The sequence below is a fragment of the Pseudalgibacter alginicilyticus genome (genome assembly GCF_001310225.1).
GTDB lineage: Bacteria > Bacteroidota > Bacteroidia > Flavobacteriales > Flavobacteriaceae > Pseudalgibacter > Pseudalgibacter alginicilyticus.
Genome location: NZ_CP012898.1, coordinates 3814125 through 3840344, shown reverse-complemented (window position 1 = coordinate 3840344; position 26220 = coordinate 3814125). Strand labels below are relative to the sequence as shown.

Here is a 26220-nt window from a genome sequence, read left to right as displayed (position 1 = left end):
ATTAAAGATTTTTTTTCCACTCCAACTTATGTGTGACTTAACAGAAAAGTAACACGAAATTGGCTGTTATTCTTAAATTTGCCACTGTAAACAAGCTCTGAAAAACCAACCGCACATTCAAGCACATTTCATTTTACTCGTAACTTACATAATAAAAAGAGCTTGCCTTTCCCCTGCGATTACATAAACTTAATAATTATTTATCTACTCATTTTATGGTATATTAAAATAGTTCTTTATATTAGTAATTCAAATGAAAGAGTTGAAAATGAACCGAATATAAGAGGTATTAGAAGAGAAAGGAATTAACAAATCTTGATTGGCGGCTTAGTTAGGAAAGAGCTACGATATGGTCAAATCATATGCCTAAAACCAACAGCAACCGAGGTTAAAGTATTTGTGAGAAATTGCCAAAATATTTGTAAATAGAAAAATACTATTAATAACCAAATAATTATGACCAATTTACATCACATTTTACTTACATTACTATTCGCTTTTAGTTCAATTCAGAAACCATATTCCTTAAACGCAGAGGATGTAACAATTACTTCTAGCTATAACGGAGCTTATGAAGGGATAATAGCTACTTCAAGAAGCAAATCTCTAGTACGATTACATGTTTTCGTATACAACTACCCCAATACCAAGTACCGGGATTTGTATGACCGTGTCGCTAAAAAGACAATCCGCCCCAAGACAATGGTTGGTCTTTTAGAGGTCTACGATAATAAAAAAGGAAGAGGCACTCCAAAACGTTCTTATTTTACAGCGATAACTTACGAATCAAGTTCTGAATTGATAATTGATTACATGGCTAAATCCGCGGGAGAACAAAACGGTCAGATCAAACTAAATATTAGTAAAGTATCAAAATTTAATATACCAAAAAATTCTTCTCAAGAATTTGAAATGAAAGTTGGATACTCCTATCAAGGCAAATACAGGAAGATATCAACTTATCAAAAGGTACCAGTTTTATTTAACCCGTATTTTGAAGAAGTACTTAAGGAAGCTGGTAAACGCAGTAGAGGTAAAGTAAATTTAGGGTCAACTGGCTACAAAAGTGTATACAAAGTGTATTCTGAAAATCCCAATCCTAATCAGCGTTCGGTTAAAGCAACATTTACTTACCCAAAAACTGGCAACTTCTCTCTTGACAATCCTGCCATAAGTTGGATAGAAAATATTGAATATGAATTAAAAAAGTGTTTAAAAAACAAATCATTTGGAGCACATGAAAACTTAAAATATTTACCTAATACAGAAGAACTTGCAATATACATTACCCCCTCATCTTATTCAAATACCACTAATATTCACTTCTTTAATGTGGGAATTGAAAGAAAAAATGACCGATTAGACTTTAATGTTTCTCGAACTTCTGCAGCTAAAGCTTATGTTAACAGAGCCAGATTAGCTGACAATAATAGACGGCAAGAAGCTCAAAGAAAACGTCAAGCTGCGGAAGAAAAAGAAGCACGGTTACGTCAAAAAGAAAAAGAACTTCAGTTGGCAGAACAACGAGTTCAAGCCTTAAAATCCGCTCAAACAAATGGCGGAGAGCGTTTTTCAATTAATACTACCGGTTTGACTCATGCATCATTAATTCAACATCTATTTGAAGGTGAATTTGATAAATTGGATTTCACCAGAGACGAAACTGCATTTGGTGCTGTCTTCAGTGGATATGTAAGGGCATTTAGTAGAAATTGTAAATCAAGCCTTCCTAATGACAAAATTCAGCTCATGAAATCTGAATGTGAACGAGAGCAAATTACCACCAACGGATATGGAGTTGAAATAAGTAGAGTTTGTGTTAAATATAGAAAAATTCCAACAGGCATCTTTGCTTCACCAAAAGTGTATAGAGCCTATGAAACCCTCACAAGTGCTCAAACGGTAACTACCTTGGCAAATTACTTCAGCATGTTGGGAAACCCAGAACGTTTAGGCGATATAACCAAGGATGCTTTCAAAGCAAGAGAAATCATTGACGATATAGAAAAGCTTTTAACCATTAATGGTTGTGAAAGTAAGGCGATTAAGAGACTTGAAAATAATATTATAGCTTACATTTATAACGAGCCCCCTTTAACATTTGGTCAGAATAATGCATCTCGATTAACATCTGGAGGTGTAGATTATTCTACAGAAATTGATTACTCCAAATTAATGAATGATTTATTTTATGCTGATTCTAAAAGTTGGATGTTTAAATACGTTCCTGGGTACGTAACTATAAAAAGCATTCAAAAGGTATCAGGTCGTAATATTCCAAGTCGAATTGAAGCAAACTATAGATATGAAACCTCTTCTGGAGGAAGACGAGATACCGCAGTGTTGACCTTTAAAAATGGGATCCCTGATTGTATAACTTATCCAAGCTTTTTTACGCCTTGTAAGGCAGTAAACAGACAGGTTATTGCTAAATTGAGACAAGGATATTACAATAAAAAAAGCTGGTAATTAATAAAAACTACAACGATTTTTTTCTTCAGTGTCCTATTGAGCATAATCCTATATAACAACAAATGACAATAAAATGTGACATTACATTTCGACATTTAAAAATATATTAAGCAAACGCGATGTCCAAGCAGATTGCAATTCTCGTTCCTGCTATTTATTGAAAATGAGATTGAAAAAATACGAAAGCCAAACAAAGTATTATGGTAAAAAAACGAATCCTTTTAAAAACTAATTTGGAAACAAAATTTTCATCATAAGGCCTACTACTTTTGTAATAGCAAAGGCTTTCTACTAACTTTTTACCTTAGTAACCTTAAAAACTGTTATAATAACATGGTTTGGTTCGAAAAATAACGAAAAAATTTGAAACGATATCCAAGTTAAAAAATACCGATAGCAATACAGAATGTGTGATGCCAATGCTAAACAACACATAAGATATTGAAAATTTCTCCTTCCAACCAACTGGGCAAACTTAAAATATACATAGTCCATTACTGCTGAATTTCCTCTAAAAAATTCAATCTTATTGACTATCTTTCAGTCACTGTAGAAAATAAGCTATGAGTATTCTAAACGAGACATACACAAAACCAATAGGTACAAGCTAATAACACTTATGAAACAATAATACTTTATGAAATGAAAAATAAATGCCTCTTCCCCTTATTGCTTTTTATCTTTTCAAACTATCTATATACTCAAACCTGCATCAAAAATGTGACCATTATTGACGTTGAAAAACAAAAATTAATATCTAATCAAACAGTGATTATTACTGACGATTTAATATCAAACATTCATAAAAGCAATAATAAAATCTTACCAAAAAATGCCACAATAATAGATGGAACGGGTAAATATTTGATTCCTGGCTTAATAGATACACATATTCATTTTTTCCAAAATGGAGGATTATATACACGTCCTGATGCTATAGATCTTCGAAAATTTAAAGATTATAATCAGGAAATAGCCTATGCAAACACTGATATGGAAACCAAATTAAAAAGATATGTTGAAAATGGAATTACAACCGTTATAGATGTAGGTGCAAACTATCATTTACTGAAGCAACGAAATAATTTTACAGATAAACCATTCTCTCCTTCCATTTTTATTACTGGTCCCTTATTGACTACCTATGAACCAAAAGTCTATGAAGACTTAGGAGAAAATGAACCTTTTATATTAACAAAAACTATTGAAGATGGTATTAATGGAGTTCAAAAACAGCTAAAATACAAACCCGATTTTATAAAAATCTGGTATATAGTAGGAGTTGACGGTTTAAGCATAGAAGAAAGTGCTCACAAAAACCTTCCAATTATAAAAGCAATAATAAATGAAGCACATAAAAACAATTTAAAAGTAGCTGTGCATGCAACCCAAAGGATTACAGCTCAATTGGCTGTTGAAAATGGGGCTGATTTTTTGGTGCATAGTATAGATGATGAAATTTTAAAAGATGATTTTGTTAAATTATTGAAGAAAAACAAAACGATACTCAGCCCAACATTAATTGTTCACAATGGATACGTTAATACATTCGGTCAAAAATTAAATATAAGTAACTATGAGTTACTAAAAGCAGATTCACATCAATTAGGTTCTTTATTGGATTTAAAACATTTATCTGATACTACATTAGTGAAGAATTATAAAAACTATGCAAACTCTCAAAAAAGTATTGAAAACTTAAAAAAAACAGACTCAATTAGTTTGGTTAATTTAAAAATTTTATCAGATGCAGGAGTTTTAATTGCTACTGGTACTGACGCAGGAAATATTGGTACTTTACACGCTTCATCCTACTTAAAAGAATTAAAAGCTATGCGAAAAAGCGGAATGAGTAATTGGAAAATCATTCAAGCTTCAACTTTAAATGGTGCAAAAGTTTTTGATAAGGAAAATGAATTTGGTACAGTCACTATTGGCAAAAAAGCAAATCTTGTATTATTAGATGCCAACCCGATTGAAGACATTGAAAATGTTACCAAAATAAATACGGTTATCAATAAAGGGGTCTTTATTAAACCTAATACACTTATTAAAGACTCACCAACTGATTTAGCTCAAAGACAATTAAATGCATATAATTTTAGAAATATCGATGCCTTTTTAGAACCATATGCAGATGACGTTGAAATTTATTCTTATCCTGACAAACTGCTTTATAGAGGTAAAGAAACAATGAGAAAACACTATTCAAAAATGTTTGACAAAATACCTAACCTACATTGTGAACTAAAAGAGAGAATTGTTCAAGGTAATATTGTTATAGATAAAGAGCGTGTTCAATTTGGAAATAAAATCATTGAAGCTGTAGCTATTTATCACATTGAAAACAATAAAATTAAAAGAGTATATTTTATTCAGTAAAAAATGATGTCTTGTTAATATAAAAAAGTCGTTGCACGATTGCTACATTTGAATTTTATTCTAAAATTTAGACAACCTTTCCTTTAACAGACACCATAGTGGCAATATAAAAACGCTAAAAAACTAGATGAAAGAAATAGTATTAAACGACGGTAATAAACTACCTATTATAGGTTTTGGAACATACAAATCTACAGAGCAAGAAGGTATTCAATCCATAAAGAATGCCTTAAAAATAGGCTACAGAATGTTTGACACCGCTGCCAAATATAACAATGAGAAAGAAGTTGGTACAGCCATACATGAAAGTGGCTTTGATAGAAAAGAAATTATAATAACCACAAAATTATGGCGTGAAAATTTAGGATACGAAGCAACTAAAAAAGCCTTTAACAAGTCATTAAAAACCTTAAAGTTGGATTATATTGACCTATATTTAATCCATTGGCCTGCCAATGCAAGGAATTATGACGATTGGCAAAAAACAAATGCTGATACTTGGCGTGCTATGGAGGAATTGCAAGCTGACGGGAAAATAAAATCCATAGGGCTAAGTAATTTTTGGCAAGAACATTTAGAAGCTCTTTTTTTAACTGCAAATGTGGCACCAGCTATCAATCAAATTGAATTCCACCCCGGTTATTGGCAACCAGAATTGACTGAATTTTGCAAATCGAATGATATTATGGTTGAATCTTGGTCACCGTTGGCACGCGGCAAAGTATTTGGAAATGAAGTAATCCAATCCCTAGCTAAACACCACCATAAATCTATAGCTCAAATCTGTTTAAGATGGATTACTCAGCACGGAGTCATCAGTATTCCGAAATCAAATACACTGAAAAGAATTGAAGATAACTTTAACATTTTCGACTTTAAATTATCAGATAAAGAAATGCTGCTAATAAATGAGCTACCAGAAATGGGATTTAGCGGAGAATTGCCTAATATTTGGCCTGATGTCTTAGATATTAAAAATTAAAATAAACTCAAAAAAACAAAATATGTCTTATTGCTAATATCACCTTTATTAATCTTAATTTCTTACAAATCAAATCAAGAAAAAAAAGAATAACAAGAACCGAATCAACAGAGACCTTTTTCTGAACAAATAATTTCAGAAATGAACGGAATGCTTACCCGAATATATCAAAGATCAAATAACTAATTTTATAATTCCAGTAGCTTCAAAATATCTAAAACTCCTCTAAATTTTAGAAGAAGAGATATAATATTAGCTTTTAACGGAGTGAATTATGCCCCCTCATCTGCACCAACTCACACTATATTAACTACCCATACAATTGTGCCATTGTAAGACCAAGACGGTCACGTAAAGCTGCACGAAGGATATCATTACCATGCTGTTTCAGGCTCAACGAAGGAAACTACTCAAACTAATTTACACGCAGCAATAATTGGTTATGCAATTGACGGATTTGGTATCTCTGGGTTGATAGTCAAAAACGGTAACAAACCTACTTTAGATAACTATAGTGGACACTTTGATGACCTAAAGACTATCATGTCACGCAGGTGAACCAGATGGAAACCAAATTATAAAATGCTTACACGGATTACCCAGTTACACAGAAGTAAAAGAATAAATCAAAAACACCATAAACAAACTCATCAAAAAAAGTAGCTCTGTCAATTTGACATTTTAAAACTCTCTCCTATTTGACTTCGCGCATTTGGTATATTTTTTGAAATTTTACTACCAAAAATATTGTGTAATTCTAAAAATATAAAACGATGAAAACTCTAAATCTTATACTTTTGTTTTGTCTTTTATTTTTTAACTGTTCGGGACAAGACAAACAAAAAAGTGAAGAAAACACTATAAAACCCAATGAAAACGTTCACGTAAACAAAAAATATGATGAATTTGGAAATTTGATAAAATACGATTCCATTTATTCCTATAGTTATGCTACCAATGGTAAATTGCACGATAGTTTAAAGCAAAAGTTTCAACAACATTTTAACAGCCATTCATTTTTTAACGATTCATTTTTTAATGATTTTTTTAAACCAGATTCTTTATCTGGCAATTTCACCCCAGACAACTTCTTTTATAACGGATTTATGAATCATGATGAACACATAAAAAGTATGATGCAGCGTATGGACTCTATTCAAGAACTTTTTTTTAATCAAAACCAAGGAAATTTCAACCCTAAAGAACCTAAAACAGACAAACTGCGTAAAATCTGATTCATGTTTTCAAACCGTTAAATAAAAATTAAAACCAGCCATTCCGCTGGTTTCTTTTTTATATTTGAAAAATTAGCAAACACTTATGATGCAAAAACGTTTACTTTTCCTTATTTTAATAGGTTTTATATCTTTTTCAACACAAGCCCAACACCCCCAAAAACCTAATGCTTCCGAAATTTATCAGTCCATTCAAAAACTTAATTTTTTAGGCTCAGTTTTATATGTAGCTGCTCACCCTGACGATGAAAACACCAGACTTATTTCCTATATGGCCAATCATGTCAATGCACGGACGGCTTATCTGTCTTTAACACGTGGTGATGGCGGACAAAATTTAATAGGCCCAGAAATCAGGGAACAATTGGGTGTTATCCGAACCCAAGAATTATTGGGTGCTAGACGCATTGATGGTGGCGAACAACTGTTTACAAGAGCCAACGATTTTGGATTTTCAAAACACCCAGACGAAACCTTAACTATTTGGAACAAAGAGGAAATATTAAGCGATGTGGTTTTAGCCATTAGAAAGTTTAAACCAGATGTTATAATAAACCGATTTGACCATAGAAGTTCTGGAAACACACATGGACATCATACAACTTCAGCAATATTAAGTGTTGAAGCTTTTGATTTAGCTAACAACAATTCAGCCTACCCTGATCAACTAAAAAATGTTGATGTTTGGCAACCAAAACGTGTATTTTTCAATCCTTCTTGGCGGTTTTATGGCAGCCAAGAAAAATTAGATGAAGTAGATAAATCAAATTTTATTAGTTTGGACTTAGGGGTTTATTATGCGTCAAGCGGATTGAGTAATACTGAAATTGCTGCTTTAAGTAGAAGTATGCATGCATCACAAGGCTTTGGAAATACTGGAACACGGGGCGAATTGTTTGAATATTTAGAACTGATAAAAGGGGATTTTCCTCAAGACAAATTAAACATTTTTGAAGGTATTGATACATCATGGAGCCGTATTGAAGGCGGACAAGCTATTGAAAGTATTTTAAATCAAGTACAAAAAAATTATAACTTTAATAATCCTTCAGCTTCAATAAAAGAGTTAGTTCGCGCTTATCAATTAATTCAAAATTTAAATAATGAACATTGGAAACAGCTCAAATCTAAAGAAATAAAAAACATCATTGCGGCTTGTGCTGGACTGTATTTGGAAGCCTCATCAAGTACCAATCATACCACCAATAACGAAACTATTAAAATCAATATTGAAGCTATTAACAGAAGCCATTCAAATATTGTTTTAGAAAATTATATAACTTCCAATAAATTAGCTATTCAAAAAAGCATACAATTAAAAAACAATATTGGATACCATTTTAGTGAAACCATAACAATTGAAGCTAACCAAGCTCCAACCACACCATATTGGTTAAGTAAAAAAGGAACATTGGGTATGTATCATGTAGATAATCCTCTTTGGATTGGTTTACCTGAAACTCCTAAGCCAAATAATATTGTTTTTAACCTTATGATTGAAGGCACCCCAATTTCATATTCAAAACCCATCGTTTATAAAACCAATGACCCCGTTAAAGGCGAGGTTTATAAACCTTTTGAAATTATTCCCGAGGCATCTGCTAAAATCTCTGAAAAAGTTATCATTTTTGAAAATACCCATCAAAAAGAAATTTCAGTAACAGTAAAAGCAGGTCGCAATAATTTAGAAGGCTATATAGAAATATCGCACCCTAATGATTGGAAAATATATCCTCAAAAACAAAAAATACTAATTCCCCATAAAGGAGAAGAACAAAAATTTGTGTTCACCATCACTCCGCCAATTCATCAAAGCGAAGGGTATATTTCTCCCATTGTTTCTATAAATGATAAACAGTATTCTAAAGAGCTTATTGAAATTGACTATAACCACATACCATTTCAAACCATTTTACTTCCTAGTGAGAGTAAAATGGTTCGCTTAGATATTAAAAAGAAAGGAGAAAACATTGCTTACATTGAAGGGGCTGGTGATGTGGTTCCAGAAAGCTTAAGACAAATAGGATATAATGTTACTATCCTAAAACCGGAGTCTATTACCCCTGAAACATTAAGTTCTTTTGACGCTGTAGTTATTGGTATTAGAGCTTATAATACTGTTGAAACATTGAAATTTAAGCAACAATTTTTATTTGATTTTGTGGCTAATGGTGGTAACATGGTAGTACAATACAACACCAATCGTGGCTTACTTACAAATGAATTAGCACCGTATGATTTAACATTATCTCGTGACCGTGTAACTGATGAAAATGCTGACGTAACATTTTTAGCTCCCAATCATCCGTTATTAAATTACCCAAACAAAATAACAAAACAAGATTTTGAAGACTGGAAACAAGAACGTGGGTTGTATTTTCCAAGTGATTGGGACAAAGCTTTTACCCCTATTTTATCTATGAGCGATAAAGGCGAGTCTGCAAAAAAAGGCAGCTTAATTGTCGCGAAATATGGGAAAGGCTACTATATTTATACAGGCTTAAGCTTTTTTAGAGAATTTCCTGAAGGAGTTTCTGGTGCTTACCGATTATTTGCCAATATACTTTCCATTGGAAAAGGTAATATAAACACAAAAGACTCTAAATAATGAAACACTATAAATGGCAAAAAATGTACACACTCGTATTGGTGGCCAACGCCATATACTTTATCTTATTTTACCTAATAACAAAAGCCTTTTAATTCATGCAAACACTCAGTTGGATTGATTGGACCGTTTTAGCAGTTACATTAATAGCCATAGTAAGCTATGGAACATGGCAGACCCGTGGAAGCAAAAATGTGCAGGACTATTTAAGAGGTGGTAACACATCAAAATGGTGGACTATAGGTCTATCAGTTATGGCAACTCAAGCCAGTGCCATTACCTTTTTATCAACCCCGGGACAGGCCTTTAATGATGGTATGGGCTTTGTACAATTCTATTTCGGGTTACCTATTGCCATGGTGGTTATTTGTATGGTTTTTATTCCATTATACCACCGACTAAAAGTGTATACGGCTTATGAATTTTTGGAAAACAGATTCGATTTAAAAACCAGAACCCTCACTGCAATTTTGTTTTTAATACAACGTGGCTTGGCTGCAGGTATCACCATTTTTGCTCCTGCCATTATACTTTCTGTGGTTTTAGGTTGGGACTTGTTAACACTAAACATCATCATTGGTTTTTTGGTTATTATCTATACCGTTTCTGGAGGGACACGTGCTGTTAATGTTACTCAAAAACATCAAATGGTAATAATATTTTTTGGTATGTTAGTGGCTTTCTTTTTAATTGTTAGCAAGCTACCTACAGACATCACATTTAGCAAAGCACTTAATATTGCTGGTGCCAGTGGAAAAATGGAAGTATTAGATTTTTCTTTTGATTTAAATAATCGATACACATTTTGGAGTGGCATAATTGGTGGTACATTTTTAATGCTCTCTTATTTTGGGACGGACCAAAGTCAAGTACAACGATACTTATCTGGAAAATCTGTAAAAGAAATGCAATTAGGCTTGCTTTTCAATGGTCTTTTAAAAATCCCAATGCAGTTTTTTATCTTAATTGTTGGGGTCATGGTATTTGTGTTTTATCAATTCAATCAAGCACCATTAAATTTTAATCCTGTTGGCACGGAGGTAGTTTTGAATTCGGAATACGCTGATGATTACAAAAACCTCCAAAAGCAACATCAGCAAGTTTTTATTGATAAACAAAATCATATTAAAACATCTATACATTCAAAAAAATTTAATGATTCTCAGTATTTATTATCAATTGATGCTTCTAATGAAAAGTTAAGAGAACAAGCTCGTTCACTTATTGACAAAGCTGCTGATAAGCAAAAAATTAAAATAGAAAGTAATGATAAAGATTATGTATTTATTCATTTTATACTGAACAATTTACCGCGTGGCCTCATTGGTTTATTATTAGCTGTTATATTGAGTGCAGCCATGTCCAGTACTGCATCTGAATTAAATGCACTTGGCTCAACAACTACCATAGATTTATACAAACGAAATACGGTTGAAAAAACCGAGGAACAAATGGTTAAAGCCTCTAAATGGTTCACCTTTGCCTGGGGTATTATTGCTATTGGTGTAGCTTGTATAGCTAACTTAGCCGAAAACTTAATCCAATTGGTAAACATCATCGGCTCTATTTTTTACGGCAATGTATTAGGTATTTTCCTGTTGGCGTTTTTCTTTAAATTCGTTAAAGGAAATGCCGTTTTTATTGCTGCTATCATTACACAAATTATTGTTATTACTCTCTACTTTTTAAACGAGAATGAATTAATCAATCTGCCCTTTTTATGGCTAAACTTTGTTGGTTGTGTTATTGTTATTAGCATTGCATGTTTATTTCAAACCATAAATTCAAATTATGAACAACTCAAATCATAAAATTATCCGTTGGGGCATCATTGGCCTCGGAAATATTGCTAACAAATTTGCAACCGATTTATTGACAATTGATAATTCTGAATTGTATGCTGTTGCTTCTCGCTCACAAGTAAAGGCGGATGCTTTTTCAAAAAAATACAACGCAAAAAAAGCTTACAACAACTATGAAGCATTAGCAAAAGACGAAAACATTGATGCTGTTTATATTGCTACTCCCCACGCTTTACACAAAGAAAATACACTTCTATGTTTAGAACATGGTATTGCTGTTTTATGTGAAAAACCATTTGCCATGAATGGTATTGAAGTAGATGAAATGATTTTAAAAGCCAAAGAAAAAAACGTATTACTCATGGAGGCTCTTTGGACATACTTTTTACCTCATTATCAATTTGTTTTAAAAGCACTACAAAATAAAACTTACGGGAATATATTAAAAATGGAAGCTGATTTTGGCTTCTATAGAGCATTTAACACCAATTCCAGACTTTTTGAAAAATCATTAGGAGGTGGCAGCCTTTTAGATATTGGCATCTACCCTATTTTTGCAGCACTTTCAACATTAGGGAAACCAGAAACAATGAATGCAAACGCTACTTTTTTTGAAAATGGTATTGATGCGTCGTGTAACATGTCTTTTAATTATAAAAACGGAGTTATTGCAGATTTAAAAAGTACTTTGTTAGAAGACACACCTACTCAAGCTATCTTTTATTGTGAAAATGGAACAATTAAAATTAATACCCAGTTTCATTCCCCTTCAACCGTTACAATTACCACAAATGAAAAAGAAGAAACCATCGATTTTAATTACAAAACCATAGGCTATAATTACGAAGCCATACACTTTAATGAACTGTTGATTCAAGAAAAGACGGAAAGTGATATCATGTCTTTTAATTTTAGCAAACAGTTGATAAAAACTTTGGATGAAGTACGAAAAATTATTAAACTTAACTATTAATAATTTTTTTATGGATATAACAGTTAATGAGAATACGGTTCTTGTTTTTGATTTAGATGACACATTGTATAATGAAATAGATTTTTTAAGGTCAGCATATACAGAAATTTCTAAACAGTTAAACCCAGATAATTGGGAATTACTATTTGTAAATATGTTTTCCCGTTACAGACAACAACTTAATGTTTTTAATTTTCTTTCAGAAACCTATGCTGTGCCTAAAAATCAACTGATTGAAAGTTACAGAAATCATAAACCTCTAATTAAGCCTAAAAAAAATGTTATTACTGTTTTTGAAAAAATAAGAAAGAATAATGGCAAAATTGCTATAATAACTGACGGAAGATCTACCACACAAAAACAAAAAATAAAAGCATTAAACATTGAACCCTTTTTAGATTTAATTATTATATCTGAAGAAACAGGTTTTGAAAAACCTCATAAAAACAACTTCCAGCTAGTTGAAACTAAGTTTAAAAATTGCAAGTATTATTATATTGCTGATAATTTCAGAAAAGACTTCATTACTCCAAACGAATTGGGTTGGAAAACTGTTGGGCTCATTGATAGCGGTTTAAACATTCATAATGATGCTTACAAATACGTTGAAGAAAAACATTCTCCAAACCACTTGATTTTCTCTTTTCAAGACTTAAACATTATATAACAAAAACGCAACCTTTAACAGTTGCGTTCAGTTGCGTTTTTATTTTCAAGAAAATAAGTTTTAATTAAAACTTAAATTACAAAGCTCCCCATTCTTTTAAAGAGGCTTTGTTCATTTTTATATAATCTGCATTTCCTACTTTTTCAGAACCTTCTAAAGATTTTTTAGCTGCTTCAATGGCCGCTTTTTTATTACCTGCTTCTGCATATATCAATGCTAATTTTCTTAATTGATAAAAGGCTGGATTTTCAATCATAGACATCGCTTTTTCCATCCATTCTTGTGCTTTCTTTATGTCTTTTCCTTCTTCTAAATAGTAAACCGCTGCTGCATAATAATCTTCTGCTGACGTTCCTTTCATTGCCTTTTCAATGGACTTTGATACAATTTTATCTGTTGGTACCTCAAAAGGAATAGCCACATATGTTTTCTCCCAAAAAATTTCAAGTTTGGCACCATTATTACTTATACTATTAACATCCATAGTAAGAGTTTCTACATCAAAAGGAATAGGATATGATTTTACAGTCGTTTTTACAGCTACTTTGGAATTATCCCATTTTTGTGGTGTCCCCCAGTTTTCTATGTCTGTATAAAAAACAACATCCCATGAAGTTTCATTAGGCGTAGTAAAAATTGAATATGCACCTGCTTTTAATGTATGCCCTTCAATAACAACGTCATCACTAAAAGTGATTATCGTATTTTTATTAGCCCCTGTACGCCATAATTTTCCATAAGAAACTAAATCTCCAAAAATTGTACGCCCCCGCATACTTGGTCTTGAATACTCAATACTAACATCAGTAAGCCCTACTTTTTGTTCTAATTTACCAAATGGACTTGGTTGAGGAGTAGTAACTTGAGCTGTTACATTTAATGAAAATGTAAAAACCATAGCCATAAATAAAATCTTTTTCATCTTTTTGAATATTATTAGTTTTAAATTAAAAATCAGGTAAAATTAAATATAACAAACTCTATTATTGTTAACAAAACCTTAAATATATTATTACACAGTCTTGCGCATTAACAATTTAACATCAAAGAAACAACACTAAAACTTTAGTAGTAATTTATGATGAGAAGTGAAAATCATCTACGACATAGTCATAGGTAAAAGAAACGAACTAACAGTTAACTAATATTAAATATTACATACCATTAAATTTACTTCAGATTATAGAATATGTAACAATTAATTAGAAACTATTAAATATATTTTGAACTTAATTAAAATTTCATTAATTTTTCTAATTCTAAAATACTAAATTTTACTTAATATTTGATAAAATAAAATGGTTGTTTAACAGATTTTAGTATATTGGAAAATTGTGGGTAAATCAGAATTTTATCCAAAAAAACTAAATATTTAGAACAAAGATAGAAACATGAAGATAATTGAACAAGCAGAAGAATTTGCTGAACGTAAACAAACTTTTAAAACTACTAGCGAACGCATTGAAGCTTCAAGAGAAGTTAAAGATCTTATTTTGAGTTTAAACGATATATATAAAAAAGATAAAGATCCTGAAATCATGGAATTAATGAAGCGACTTACTGCTGTTAAACAAAAAATTGAAAAGCGTTTAAAAGGAAGGCCTTAATAATTTAATAAACAATCACTATTGGAAGCAAATCAAAACTTATCCAACATAAATAAAATAAGTGATTACGGACAATCTTTTTTAAATGGCACAATGAAACTCTACAAATACATAATCGTTTTTTTGGTTATTAATTTTGGAGCTTTAGCTGTTGGTAGTTGGCTTATGGGCAACGGCCCACAATCTGATTGGTACAACAAACTCAATAAAGCCCCTTGGACGCCATCTGGCTGGGTATTTGGTGTTGCCTGGACAACCGTAATGATTTGCTTTTCTGTGTACATGGCATATTTATATAAAGCCTTACCCAACTCCAAGGTTATAACATTATTTATCATACAACTTATCCTTAATGTTATTTGGAATTATTTATTTTTCAATCAGCATTATATAGGCTTAGGGCTTACTGTTATTTTAATACTTACATTTATTGTAGCCTTCTTTTTATTTTCATTTACAAATGAACTAAAAATTAAAAGTATTTTAATTCTTCCCTACTTCTTTTGGTTATACATTGCAACTTCGCTAAATGCCTATATTGTTTTATATAATTAAAGAAAACAGCTCTACTCTATACTTAGTATTTGAAATTAGAAACCAAAAACAATGAAAATATACAGGCTGCATAAAAAACAAAAATTACCTATTACATTAAATGTGGCATGGAATTTTTTATCAAACCCTAACAACCTTAAAACTATTACACCAGACTATATGGGGTTTCATATACTTTCAGGAACAGAAAAGCCTATGTATGCAGGTCAGATTATTCAATACATGGTAACACCTATTTTAGGACTAAAAACAAAATGGGTAACCGAAATAACGCATGTTGTTAACAAACATTATTTTGTTGATGAACAGCGTTTTGGACCTTATGCCTTATGGCATCATAAGCATTTTATTAAAGATATTGAAGGCGGAATAGAAATGGAAGACATTATTGATTACAAATTACCATTTGGCTTACTTGGGCAATTAGCCCATCCTACATTAGTAAAACCAAAATTAGAAGAAATTTTTAATTATAGAGAAAAAAAATTAATAGAACTTTTTGGGGTGTATCATTAAAAAAATGTCTTAAATGAAACAACCCATAACTATTTTCTGGTATCGACGCGATTTAAGATTGGATGATAATCGTGCATTATATGAAGCCTTAAAAGAAAAAGACAAAGTGCTTCCTATTTTTATTTTTGATTCAGAAATTTTAGAAAGTTTACATAAAAATGATGCACGGGTTGCTTTTATTCATACAACACTTCAAAATATAAACAAAAAATTACATGCTGAATTTAGTAGTGGTATTGCCATGTTTTATGGAAAACCTATTGAAATATATAAGGAACTACTAAACCGTTATAATATCAAAACAGTTTTTAGCAATCATGATTATGAACCCTATGCTATAAGGCGCGACCAAGAAATAAAAACCTTATTAAACAAAAAAAACATCGATTTTAAAACTTACAAAGATCAAGTTGTTTTTGAAAAAAATGATATAATAAAAAGTGACGGAAAGCCATATTTAGTCTACACACCTTATATGAAACGATGGAAAGAAACTTTTAAAAAATTAGATTTCAAATTATTTCCCTCAGAAGACATATTAAATAATTTAATTTCAAATATTTCATTCCCTAATTTAAGTTTATCAGATATCGGTTTTATAAAATCAGAACAACACATAGCTCCTTATCTTGTAACACCTACATTAATTCAAAACTATGAAGCTACACGAAATTTCCCAGCAAAAGATAACACATCAAAATTAGGACCTCATTTGCGTTTTGGAACTGTTAGCAACCGTAAAATGATTAAAAAGGCCATTACAGAAACCGATGAAACTTTTTGGAAAGAATTAATTTGGCGAGAATTTTTCATGCAAATTCTTTGGCATTTTCCACAAACCCAAACAAAAAGTTTTAAACCCAAGTATGACCAAATTGTTTGGAGAAATAATCATACTGAATTCAAAGCTTGGTGTGAAGGCAAAACTGGATATCCAATGGTAGATGCTGGGATGCGACAACTAAATCAAACAGGATTCATGCACAACCGTGTGCGTATGTTAGTTGGTAGTTTTCTTTGCAAACACCTGCTTATTGATTGGCGTTGGGGCGAAGCTTATTTTGCTGAAAAACTACATGATTATGATATGGCCAATAATATAGGAAATTGGCAATGGGTAGCTGGCTGCGGTGTTGATGCTGCTCCTTATTTTAGAATTTTTAACCCTACAACACAAATTGAAAAATTTGATAAAAATTTAGAATATATAAAAAAATGGGTGCCAGATTTTCAAGAACTCACTTATCCTCCACCTATTGTGGAACATAAATTTGCTCGCGAACGCTGTTTACAGACTTATAAAGCTGCTCTGAATTCCTAACTCAACAAAACTTAAGACTTAGAGATGCATACTAAAAAAATCCTGCATAAAGCAGGATTTTTTTTATTTTAAATTCAAAAATTAGAATGCTCATATAAAAACAAAAAGCTATTCTACTCGCTCTATATGCGATCCAATAGCACGTAAACGCTCATCTATATTTTCGTAACCACGATCAATTTGTTCAATATTCTGAATGGTTGATGTTCCTTTTGCCGATAATGCTGCAATTAATAATGAAACCCCAGCACGAATATCTGGTGAGGTCATAGTGGTTGCTTTTAAAGTTGATTTAAAATCATGACCAATTACCGTTGCACGATGCGGATCACACAAAATAATTTTTGCTCCCATATCAATCAATTTATCAACAAAAAACAACCTACTTTCAAACATTTTTTGATGTATCAAAACACTGCCTCTAGCTTGTGTGGCTACTACCAAAATTATACTCAATAAATCTGGAGTAAATCCTGGCCATGGAGCGTCAGATATCGTTAAAATAGATCCATCAATAAAACTTTGTATTTCATAACCATCAGTATGCGCTGGTATATGAATATCATCACCTTGCTTTTCAACAGTTATGCCCAACTTCCTAAAAGTTTCAGGAATCAAGCCTAAATCGTTCCATGAAACATTGGTTATGGTTAACTCACTTTTAGTCATCGCTGCCAAACCAATCCAACTTCCAATTTCAATCATATCTGGCAACATCGTGTGCTCTGTTCCTCCTAATTTTTCAACACCATCTATAATCAACATATTAGAACCTACACCACTAATTTTAGCTCCCATTCTGTTCAGCATTTTACACAATTGCTGCAAATAAGGTTCGCAAGCCGCATTGTAAATAGTGGTTTGTCCTTCTGCTAAAACAGCTGCCATAACAATATTAGCTGTACCAGTAACTGATGCTTCCTCTAAAAGCATATAAGTGCCTTTTAGTTTTTCAGCTTCAACGCCATAAAATTGATCTTCCCTGCTGTATCTAAATTTAGCCCCTAATTTTATTAAGCCTTCAAAATGTGTATCTAAACGACGACGTCCAATTTTATCGCCTCCAGGCTTAGGAATATAACCTTTACCAAAACGTGCCAATAAAGGGCCTACAATCATTATAGAACCTCGTAATCCACGCCCATCTACTTTAAACTCATCGGACTCTAAATATTTTAAATTAACATCATCAGCCTGAAACGTATAACTTCCTTTAGCTAATTTTTCAACCTTAACACCTAACTTTATTAATAGACTTATAAGCTTATTAACATCTACAATATCAGGAATGTTATTAATTGTAATAAGTTCTGGAGTTAATAAAACAGCACACAAAATTTGTAATGCTTCATTTTTGGCTCCTTGAGGTTGTATCTTTCCTTTTAGTCGGTGACCACCTTCAATTTTGAATGTTCCCATACTGTACTAATAGCGCTTTCTTTGTCTGTTATTCGTATTCTTTTTATGATGCCCTTTCTTAGTATTGTTATTATTAGAAAATTTATTCTTAGAACGCATCAAACTCGTTGCGTCTGATAAATCTTCTTCTGAATTTTTTAAATTTATTTTGCCTCCAGAGAGCTCATATAAATGGTTATAAATAACAGCATCTTCCACCGTATCTTTATTCCAATTCAAAAAACACTTTTTCATGTGATTTGCAATGGTATATATAAGCGCTTCTTTAAGATCACCTTCTTCCCAAGTATTAGCTACATCAATCATTGTTTTTATATTGTTGCCATAAAAACGATATTTTGGGAAATTTTGCGGATAATTAAGAGGTTCTGGACGTTCTTCTAATTCATCTTTTGATGGTTTTGGATATGGAGAATCTACATCTAATTCAAAATTAGCCATAATAAAAAGTTGATCCCAAAGCTTATGCTGAAAATCTGGAACATCTCGTAAATGTGGTTGTAAATTACCCATTACTGCAATAATTGACTTGGCAAGTTTTTCGCGTTCTTCTTTGGTTTCACGGGTTTTTGCATGATTAATCATTTTCTGCATATGACGTCCATATTCAGGTATAATTAAATGTTCACGCTCTGTATTGTATTCTAAATCGTCTATCAAAATAATTGTGTGGAGTTTTAAATTTTGTGCATATGTAGTTTGTTATGCGTGTGCAAAATACGAAAAAAAATTAAAGACTTATCACGCCTTCAATTTTTTCTGCTACTTCTTTATATTTTTCTATAACAGCATCAGGGTTTCGCATCAAAAGATTTATTGAAACACTTGTATATTTACCATTTTTTGATTCTGTTGTTTGTATAATTGCACCCATATTATCAAATATAGCTTCCATTTTTGCAATCTTTTTATTGTCTGTCACAACAATAAACTTATATAAATATTCTGCTGGCCAATTAGTTGTATCGTGCAATTGGGCTTTTAATTTTTTGTAAAATTCATCTGAATTTGCAGGTGTGCTCATAGTGTTTTTTATATGCTACAAATATACAGATTCGTTTCTATTTTTTTTATAGCCTTTAAATTCCGATTTTTACAGCTAAATTAGAATTATATTGAGTAATAAAAAGATTGTAATTACTGGAGGGCCAGGAACTGGAAAATCAACTTTAATAAATGAATTGATTAAAAGAGGCCATACTTGTCTTGAAGAAATTTCCAGACAAGTAATTTTAGATGCTCAAAAAAATGGTATTGACCAATTATTTTTAAAAAACCCCATGTTATTCAGTGAATTACTTTTAAAAGGGCGAAAAAAACAGTTTATTGAAGCCAACTTATTTACCAAACAAACTGTTTTTCTTGACAGAGGCATTCCTGATATTTTAGCTTATATGGACTATATTGGTGATAGCTATCCACAGCAATTTATTGAAGCTTGTAAAACTAATTTATACGATGTCGTTTTTGTACTAAAACCATGGAAATCCATTTATACAATTGACAACGAACGCTATGAAAGCTTTGAACAAGCTAAAAAAATACATGATTGTTTAGTTAACACTTATCAAACATATAATTACCAATTAATAGATGTACCCTTTGACACTGTTGAAAATAGAGCGGATTACATTCTAAACATTCTAAAAACATAATTTTGGAACATCCCATAAAAATTTTAGAACGTTATTGGAACTTTACAAGTTTTCGGCCTAACCAAGAGACTATCATTAACGCTGTAATTTCTGGCGAGGATACTTTTGCCCTCTTACCTACCGGTGGGGGCAAATCGTTGTGCTTTCAAATTCCAGCCTTAGCCAAACCGGGCATTTGTATTGTTATTTCGCCTTTAGTAGCTTTAATGAAAGATCAAGTTAAAGCCTTAAATAACAAGGGCATTAAAGCCATGGCACTTACCAGTGGCATTTCTTATCAAGAATTAGACACGCTTTTGGATAATTGTGTTTATGGCAACTATAAATTTTTATATCTGTCTCCCGAACGCTTGCAACAAGAATTGGTTCAAGAGCGCATCAAGCAAATGCCTGTTAACCTTATTGCTGTTGATGAGGCACATTGCATTTCACAATGGGGAAATGATTTTAGACCTGCTTATAAAAACATTACATTACTAAGACAATTGCAACCCAGTGTTAATGTAATTGCCTTAACTGCTTCTGCCCGACCCGAAGTAGTTGAAGATATAATAAAAGAACTTGATTTTATAAATCCAAAAATTTTCAAACAATCCTTTTTCAGACCTAATTTGGCTTATATGGTATTCACTGAAAATGACAAATACTATCGTATTGAAACTATTTTAAAGAAATACACAGCCTCATCAATTATTTATGTTAGAAATAGAAAATTAACTTTAGAATTAAGCCAGTTTTTAGAAAACAAAGGTATCCGTTCCACATATTTTCACGGAGGAATTACCAATACCGAAAAAGAGACTCACATGCAGCAGTGGCTTAGTAATCAAAAACAAGTTATGGTAGCCACCAACGCTTTTGGAATGGGTATTGATAAACCAGACGTTAAAACCGTAATTCACTTAGACCTCCCTGAAAGTATGGAAAGTTATTTTCAAGAAGCAGGACGAGTTGGGCGCAATGGAGAAAAAGCTTTTGCTGTTATCTTGAAAAACACAAGTGATGAAAGCAAAGTAAAGAATCAATTTTTGAACGTTCTGCCTGACGTTAATTTTATAAAACAAGTGTACCGAAAATTGTGCAACTATTTTCAAATATCTTATGGTGAAGGTGAATATTTCACTCAAGATTTCAACTTTAACACTTTTTGTAAAACCTATAGCTTTAATAGTATTATGTGCTATAACGCTTTACAGTTATTGGACAGAAATAGTATTATTAGCCTATCAAAACAATTTAATAATAAAGCCACTCTCCAAATAATAATTAGCAACGCCGCTCTTTTTAGTTATTTAGAAACACATAAAGATTTAAATATTATAGTTAAATCTATTTTAAGAATGTATGGTGGTGTGTTTGAACATGAAACTAAAATAAACACTACTAATATTGCCGAAAAAGCCTCTGTAAACGATGTTGTTTTAATGAATGCTTTAAAAAAATTAGAAGCCGACAACATTATATCATTAAAATTAGTCAATACCGATGCACAAATTACATTTTTACAACCACGAGAAGACGATAAAACAATTAATAGAATTGCTTCTATTATTGAAAAGCAAAATAAGCTAAAACAAAACCAAGTTAAATCAATACTTAATTATGTTGAAAATGATTCGGTTTGTAAAAGCATGCAACTTCTTACTTATTTTGGAGAAACCGACATAAAACCGTGTGGCATTTGTTCCGTTTGTATACAATCCAACAAAACCAAGCCGCCGCTAAACCCAATAGTGCTAAAAAAACAAGTGATAGAATTGCTGGAGCATGGCGATTTATCATCTAGAATACTTATCGAAAAATTGAACTGTACTGAAAAAGAGATTCAAAATGTATTGCAATTAATGTTGGAACATAATATTATTGCTATTACAAAAACCAATACCTACAAACTATATCATTTATAAAATGACAAATAAAAAGGAAATACCATCAAAAAACAAAGACTTAAAAATTATATTTATGGGCACACCCGATTTTGCTGTGGCCACATTAAAAACTTTGATTAACAATCATTACAATATTGTAGGTGTTATTACGGCTCCCGACAAACCTGCAGGTAGAGGCAGACAACTTAATGAAAGTGCTGTAAAACACTATGCAAAATCTGTTGGTTTAAATATCTTACAACCTACCAATTTAAAGCATCCAGATTTTTTAAATGAACTCAAGGATTTAAAAGCCAATCTCCAAATAGTTGTGGCTTTTAGAATGCTTCCAAAGGCCGTTTGGCAGATGCCCCAATTGGGTACATTTAATTTACATGCCTCTTTATTACCTAATTATCGTGGCGCAGCCCCTATTAATTGGGCTATTATAAATGGCGAAACAAAAACGGGCGTATCTACATTTTTTATAGATGAAGAAATTGATACGGGTGATATGATCCTTCAGCAAACCATAGCTATTGAACCAGATGAAAATGCAGGAAGCCTGCATGACAAACTAATGAATACAGGGAGTCAATTGGTTTTAAAAACGGTAAAATTAATTGAAACTGACCATGTTACTACTATTCCACAGAAAGAGCCCGAAAATATAAAAACAGCTTATAAACTACATAAAGATAATTGTAAAATTGATTGGAATCAAAACATAGATCGTATATATAATAAAATACGTGGATTAAGCCCGTACCCTGCAGCTTGGTGTACTTTAATAAATGGCTCTGATACCTTAGATATAAAAATTTATAAAGCTGAAAAAGAAACAAATCATCATTCTTTAAATATTGGAACAATTGTTTCAAGCAAAAAAGAGTTAAAAGTAGCAGTATCAAATGGATACATTCTGATTAAAGAAATGAAGCTTCCCGGAAAACGTTCTATGGATATAAAATCACTTTTAAATGGGTATCAAATTTCAGAAGACGCCAAAATGCTCTGAAGCCTTATTATTGCTGATATCATAAAAACATCGACAAAATACACTGCCTTTATTAACAAATAGATTAAGTTATCAACATTAGCAGGTATTTGCCTTGCTATTACTTGCGTGATTGTATAATCCGTATAAATTTGTAAAGGATTTAACAAAAAAAACGTTTAACCTTATTTATTAATAATTAAAATTTAATATTATGAACAAAACAGATTTAATCGACGCAATGGCAGAACACGCAGGAATTACAAAAGCTGCTGCTAAAAAAGCTTTAGAATGCGCACTAATTGAAATTGAAGGAGCTTTACAAAAAGGCAACAGAGTTTCTTTAGTAGGATTTGGTTCTTGGTCAGTATCTAAAAGAGCAGCAAGAGAAGGTAGAAACCCACAAACTGGTGCTACAATCAAAATAAAAGCTAAAAACGTTGTTAAGTTTAAAGCTGGAGCAGATTTATCAAGTGCAGTAAACTAAATTTACACCTTATTATATAAAAGCCTTTTAGTAAGAACTAAAAGGCTTTTTTTTATACAATATTGTCCTAACTATTGCTTTTTTAATAAATAAATATTAGATTTAGTTACTAATAACTATTTGCATGATTACAATTAAACCAAAAAAAGGTGATTTGTTAATCGCTGAACCTGCAATAATAGGCGATATGTCTTTCAATCGTTCTATAGTATTGTTGGCTGATCATACTAAAGAAGGCTCCATAGGTTTTATTCTAAACAAGCCGTTAAATTACAATATAAATGACCTTGTTCCTGAAATTGAATCCTCTACCTTCAGAGTCTATAATGGCGGACCTGTAGAACAAGATAACCTTTATTTTATTCATAAAGTGCCACAATTAATTCCCGACAGCATCGAAATCTCCTTAGGTATATACTGGGGGGGAGACTTTGGCAAGGTTGCTGAACTTATCGCTAAAGAAGAAATTAAAGAAACTGATATTCGTTTTTTCTTAGGGTATTCTGGTTGGGGCAACAACCAATTAGAAACAGAACTGAAATCCAATTCTTGGGTTGTTACTGATAATATTTATGAAAAAGATATTATTGAAAAAAGTTACGAGTCGTTTTGGAAAGAAAAAATGTTAGAATTTGGGGGCGAATATAGTATTTGGTCCAATGCACCAGAAAACCCAAATTACAATTAACCTAATCGGGCTTTTACATTCAGCTTTTTCAAAATTACTTTAGCTACTTCATTTGAAAATTCTTTTTTTCTATATCTTGTTATTGGTTGGATCCCAACCATAACATTCGTTACCCAAAATTCATCCGCTTTTTGTAATTCAAATGGCGATATTGAAGCTTCTTTTAGTTCATATTCTGGCAACGTATTAATAACATCTATTAGCTGCCTTCTCATGACACCTTTTAAACAACCATCTGTAAGTGGCGCTGTTTTTATAACATGTCCCTTTACAAGAAACACATTGCCATTTAAGGCTTCAACTACTTGTTTTTCTGTATTTAATAATAAGCAGTTCTGTAAATTATTTTCTTTAGCATAAATACTCGCTACAACATTTAGCGCTTTATTATTGGTTTTTAAAGTTGATAATAAACTCGGAGACAAATAAAAATCTTTAAATAAGTCAACCTGATATGCCGTTTCATCTAAAATGTAAAAATCACTGTCTAAATATTTTGCCGTTATTACAAAAGATACATCGTTTGATTCAGGCAAATATAGACCGCCATCATTTCTATGAATAATTATTTTAACACGTGCCGATTTATTTAATAAATTATTAGATTCTAAAGTGTTTTTAATTTGTGTCTCTAAAAACTCCATAGTAAAACTCATAGGTATTTCCATTCGCAAAATACGCATAGAAGCCATGAGCCTAAAATAATGATCCTCCCAAAATAACACCTTACCTAAACTTACTTTGATAGTTTCAAAAAGGGCATCACCATAATTATAACCTCTGTTTTGTACAGACAACAATTTGTCTTCTTCTAATATATCTCCATTAAAATTTATCATAAAAAATCCCGCTAACATTTTTTTTGAAAGCAGGACACAAATATAATTTAAAATATACTATTTAGAATTAAGCAGACCCTAATACTTGTTTTAAATCTGATATTTGATTTTCCCAAAGCATTTTAGATTCGTCCACCTCATCTTCCTCAGCAAAATCTGTAATCATTAGGGATACGTCTTTAGTAATTTCATCAACTTGAATACGAATTTCAAAAAAACAATTTGTTCCTTCATCATTTATCCATCTGAATTTTACACGCTCCTCGCTTTTTTTACTCAACAATTTTGCTTGCTCTTCACTCCCATCCCAAATAAACGTAAACAATTCACCACGTGAGTTTACATTATCTGAAAACCACTCTGACAAGCCAGATGGCGTTGATATGTATTGATATAACAATTGCGGTGATGCTTGAATTGGGAATTCTATTTCGAACTTAATTTTCTCTTCCATAAGGTACTCTAAAATTTATGTTGCTCAATATATACATTAATTGATAAGTATAGCAATATTTTTTAATAATATTTTCTCTAAGTTCTGCTTGCTAACAAGAATAATGTTTTTATATTTGCAGCCTCAAATTATGGCGAGGTAGCTCAGTTGGTTAGAGCGTCGGATTCATAACCCGGAGGTCGGGGGATCGTGCCCCCCTCTCGCTACAAAATAAAAATTAACTCAAAACCAACGGTTTAGTTCACTCTAAACCGTTTTTTTATGGAAAATATTTTAGATTTAATTTCTTTAGAAATTCTAAAACAGGTAAGCTACAGCAAATAAAAAAACATAAATTCACTCATTAATAACTAAAACAACAATTTATAGAAGCTTCCTCATAAATATTTATGTTTTTCAAGGTATTAATTAGCTATGATTTTAATTGTTTTTATAATAATGAGAGATCAATTTATTACTAACTTTTTAGATATTATGCGAGTTTCATTTTTTTTATTTAAAAAGTAGGTGCCACTTGGTATAGATGAAACATCTAATATTACTTTGTCATTTACTATTTTCTTATTCGTTGATAAAACTGATTAACCTATCATAATTATAAACTTTAATTTCAGCATAGTCTCTTTACCCTTTATCCAATGTTAAGTAGAATATTAAATTCACAGGGTTTGGACACATGTTAAAAGAAAAGTT

24 protein-coding genes, 1 tRNA gene and 1 pseudogene are annotated in these 26220 nt (G+C 31.6%); 19 read left to right on the top strand and 7 right to left on the bottom strand.

Annotated features, from left to right (window positions below):
* Positions 1-456: 456 nt before the first annotated feature.
* From APS56_RS15920 to APS56_RS15885, 9 genes and pseudogenes are all read left to right on the top strand, one after another.
* Positions 457-2469, top strand: coding sequence for a hypothetical protein (locus APS56_RS15920; protein WP_054730693.1), 2013 nt, complete (start codon positions 457-459; stop codon positions 2467-2469).
* Positions 2470-3192: 723 nt separating this feature from the next.
* The gene (locus APS56_RS15915; protein WP_236778437.1) at positions 3193-4854 is read left to right on the top strand and encodes an amidohydrolase family protein; all 1662 of its coding nucleotides are present in this window, start codon (positions 3193-3195) and stop codon (positions 4852-4854) included.
* Positions 4855-4981: 127 nt separating this feature from the next.
* Positions 4982-5836: an aldo/keto reductase gene (locus APS56_RS15910; RefSeq protein ID WP_054730688.1), complete on the top strand. Its 855-nt coding sequence runs from the start codon at positions 4982-4984 to the stop codon at positions 5834-5836.
* 351 nt (positions 5837-6187) lie between these two features.
* Positions 6188-6394: pseudogene (locus APS56_RS17315) on the top strand (YHYH protein); the annotation flags it as partial.
* Between the two features lie 215 nt (positions 6395-6609).
* Positions 6610-7071 carry a hypothetical protein gene (locus APS56_RS15905; protein ID WP_054730685.1) on the top strand — a complete coding sequence of 154 codons (462 nt, stop codon included), beginning with the start codon at positions 6610-6612 and terminating at the stop codon, positions 7069-7071.
* An 88-nt stretch (positions 7072-7159) separates the two neighbouring features.
* Positions 7160-9679, top strand: a complete 2520-nt coding sequence (locus tag APS56_RS15900; protein ID WP_054731447.1) for a PIG-L family deacetylase — start codon at positions 7160-7162, stop codon at positions 9677-9679.
* A 98-nt stretch (positions 9680-9777) separates the two neighbouring features.
* Positions 9778-11490 carry a sodium:solute symporter family protein gene (locus tag APS56_RS15895; RefSeq protein ID WP_054730681.1) on the top strand — a complete coding sequence of 571 codons (1713 nt, stop codon included), beginning with the start codon at positions 9778-9780 and terminating at the stop codon, positions 11488-11490.
* On the top strand, positions 11471-12454 hold the full coding sequence (locus tag APS56_RS15890; protein WP_054730678.1) for a Gfo/Idh/MocA family protein: 984 nt from the start codon (positions 11471-11473) through the stop codon (positions 12452-12454). The genes APS56_RS15895 and APS56_RS15890 overlap by 20 nt, the downstream gene beginning before the upstream one ends.
* Positions 12420-13121: an HAD family hydrolase gene (locus tag APS56_RS15885; protein WP_054730676.1), complete on the top strand. Its 702-nt coding sequence runs from the start codon at positions 12420-12422 to the stop codon at positions 13119-13121. Before APS56_RS15890 ends, APS56_RS15885 begins: the two co-directional genes overlap by 35 nt.
* Before the next feature lie 76 nt (positions 13122-13197).
* Here APS56_RS15885 and APS56_RS15880 read toward each other — a convergent pair whose 3' ends face one another.
* The gene (locus tag APS56_RS15880) at positions 13198-14043 is read right to left on the bottom strand and encodes a DUF2911 domain-containing protein (protein ID WP_054730673.1); all 846 of its coding nucleotides are present in this window, start codon (positions 14041-14043) and stop codon (positions 13198-13200) included.
* 469 nt (positions 14044-14512) lie between these two features.
* On the opposite strand from APS56_RS15880, the gene APS56_RS15875 reads away from it, so the two are divergent.
* From APS56_RS15875 to APS56_RS15860, 4 genes are read left to right on the top strand one after another with little or no spacing between them, the layout of a single operon-like run.
* Positions 14513-14728 (top strand): hypothetical protein, encoded by a 216-nt coding sequence (locus tag APS56_RS15875; RefSeq protein WP_054730669.1) that lies wholly within the window; start codon positions 14513-14515, stop codon positions 14726-14728.
* Positions 14729-14749: 21 nt separating this feature from the next.
* Entirely contained in the window at positions 14750-15283 is a 534-nt protein-coding gene (locus tag APS56_RS15870) for a TspO/MBR family protein (protein ID WP_349267605.1), read from the top strand.
* Between the two features lie 51 nt (positions 15284-15334).
* Positions 15335-15799 carry an SRPBCC family protein gene (locus APS56_RS15865; protein ID WP_054730665.1) on the top strand — a complete coding sequence of 155 codons (465 nt, stop codon included), beginning with the start codon at positions 15335-15337 and terminating at the stop codon, positions 15797-15799.
* A 13-nt stretch (positions 15800-15812) separates the two neighbouring features.
* Positions 15813-17120: a cryptochrome/photolyase family protein gene (locus tag APS56_RS15860; protein WP_054730662.1), complete on the top strand. Its 1308-nt coding sequence runs from the start codon at positions 15813-15815 to the stop codon at positions 17118-17120.
* A gap of 108 nt (positions 17121-17228) precedes the next feature.
* Here the strand turns inward: APS56_RS15860 and murA are convergent, their stop codons facing one another.
* The 3 genes from murA to APS56_RS15845 all read right to left on the bottom strand — a co-directional run bounded on the left by murA (position 17229) and on the right by APS56_RS15845 (position 19563).
* Positions 17229-18539 carry a UDP-N-acetylglucosamine 1-carboxyvinyltransferase gene (gene murA / locus APS56_RS15855; protein ID WP_054730657.1) on the bottom strand — a complete coding sequence of 437 codons (1311 nt, stop codon included), beginning with the start codon at positions 18537-18539 and terminating at the stop codon, positions 17229-17231.
* 6 nt (positions 18540-18545) lie between these two features.
* Positions 18546-19199, bottom strand: coding sequence for a DUF4290 domain-containing protein (locus APS56_RS15850; RefSeq protein ID WP_054730655.1), 654 nt, complete (start codon positions 19197-19199; stop codon positions 18546-18548).
* A gap of 70 nt (positions 19200-19269) precedes the next feature.
* A complete protein-coding gene (locus APS56_RS15845) occupies positions 19270-19563 on the bottom strand; it encodes a DUF493 family protein (protein WP_054730652.1) in 294 nt (97 codons plus the stop codon).
* A gap of 91 nt (positions 19564-19654) precedes the next feature.
* Between APS56_RS15845 and APS56_RS15840 the strand changes: the two genes are divergently transcribed.
* The 5 genes from APS56_RS15840 (at position 19655) to APS56_RS15820 (ending at position 24234) form a co-directional block, all read left to right on the top strand.
* Positions 19655-20194, top strand: a complete 540-nt coding sequence (locus APS56_RS15840) for an AAA family ATPase (RefSeq protein ID WP_054730650.1) — start codon at positions 19655-19657, stop codon at positions 20192-20194.
* A 2-nt stretch (positions 20195-20196) separates the two neighbouring features.
* Entirely contained in the window at positions 20197-22101 is a 1905-nt protein-coding gene (locus APS56_RS15835; protein WP_054730647.1) for a RecQ family ATP-dependent DNA helicase, read from the top strand.
* A gap of 1 nt (position 22102) precedes the next feature.
* Entirely contained in the window at positions 22103-23080 is a 978-nt protein-coding gene (gene fmt / locus APS56_RS15830) for a methionyl-tRNA formyltransferase (RefSeq protein WP_054730644.1), read from the top strand.
* 193 nt (positions 23081-23273) lie between these two features.
* Positions 23274-23546, top strand: coding sequence for an HU family DNA-binding protein (locus APS56_RS15825; protein WP_054730641.1), 273 nt, complete (start codon positions 23274-23276; stop codon positions 23544-23546).
* 124 nt (positions 23547-23670) lie between these two features.
* On the top strand, positions 23671-24234 hold the full coding sequence (locus tag APS56_RS15820) for a YqgE/AlgH family protein (protein ID WP_054730638.1): 564 nt from the start codon (positions 23671-23673) through the stop codon (positions 24232-24234).
* Here APS56_RS15820 and APS56_RS15815 read toward each other — a convergent pair.
* Both APS56_RS15815 and APS56_RS15810 read right to left on the bottom strand, forming a co-directional pair.
* The gene (locus APS56_RS15815) at positions 24231-25073 is read right to left on the bottom strand and encodes an aminotransferase class IV (protein WP_054731443.1); all 843 of its coding nucleotides are present in this window, start codon (positions 25071-25073) and stop codon (positions 24231-24233) included. The two genes, APS56_RS15820 and APS56_RS15815, sit on opposite strands and share 4 nt — an antisense overlap.
* Positions 25074-25140: 67 nt before the next feature.
* Entirely contained in the window at positions 25141-25527 is a 387-nt protein-coding gene (locus tag APS56_RS15810; RefSeq protein ID WP_054730635.1) for an START-like domain-containing protein, read from the bottom strand.
* A gap of 132 nt (positions 25528-25659) precedes the next feature.
* Here APS56_RS15810 and APS56_RS15805 point away from each other — a divergent pair.
* A tRNA-Met gene (locus APS56_RS15805) sits at positions 25660-25733 on the top strand.
* Positions 25734-25973: 240 nt separating this feature from the next.
* Here APS56_RS15805 and APS56_RS17310 read toward each other — a convergent pair.
* Positions 25974-26084, bottom strand: coding sequence for a T9SS type A sorting domain-containing protein (locus APS56_RS17310; protein WP_157757699.1), 111 nt, complete (start codon positions 26082-26084; stop codon positions 25974-25976).
* Positions 26085-26220 lie beyond the last annotated feature (136 nt).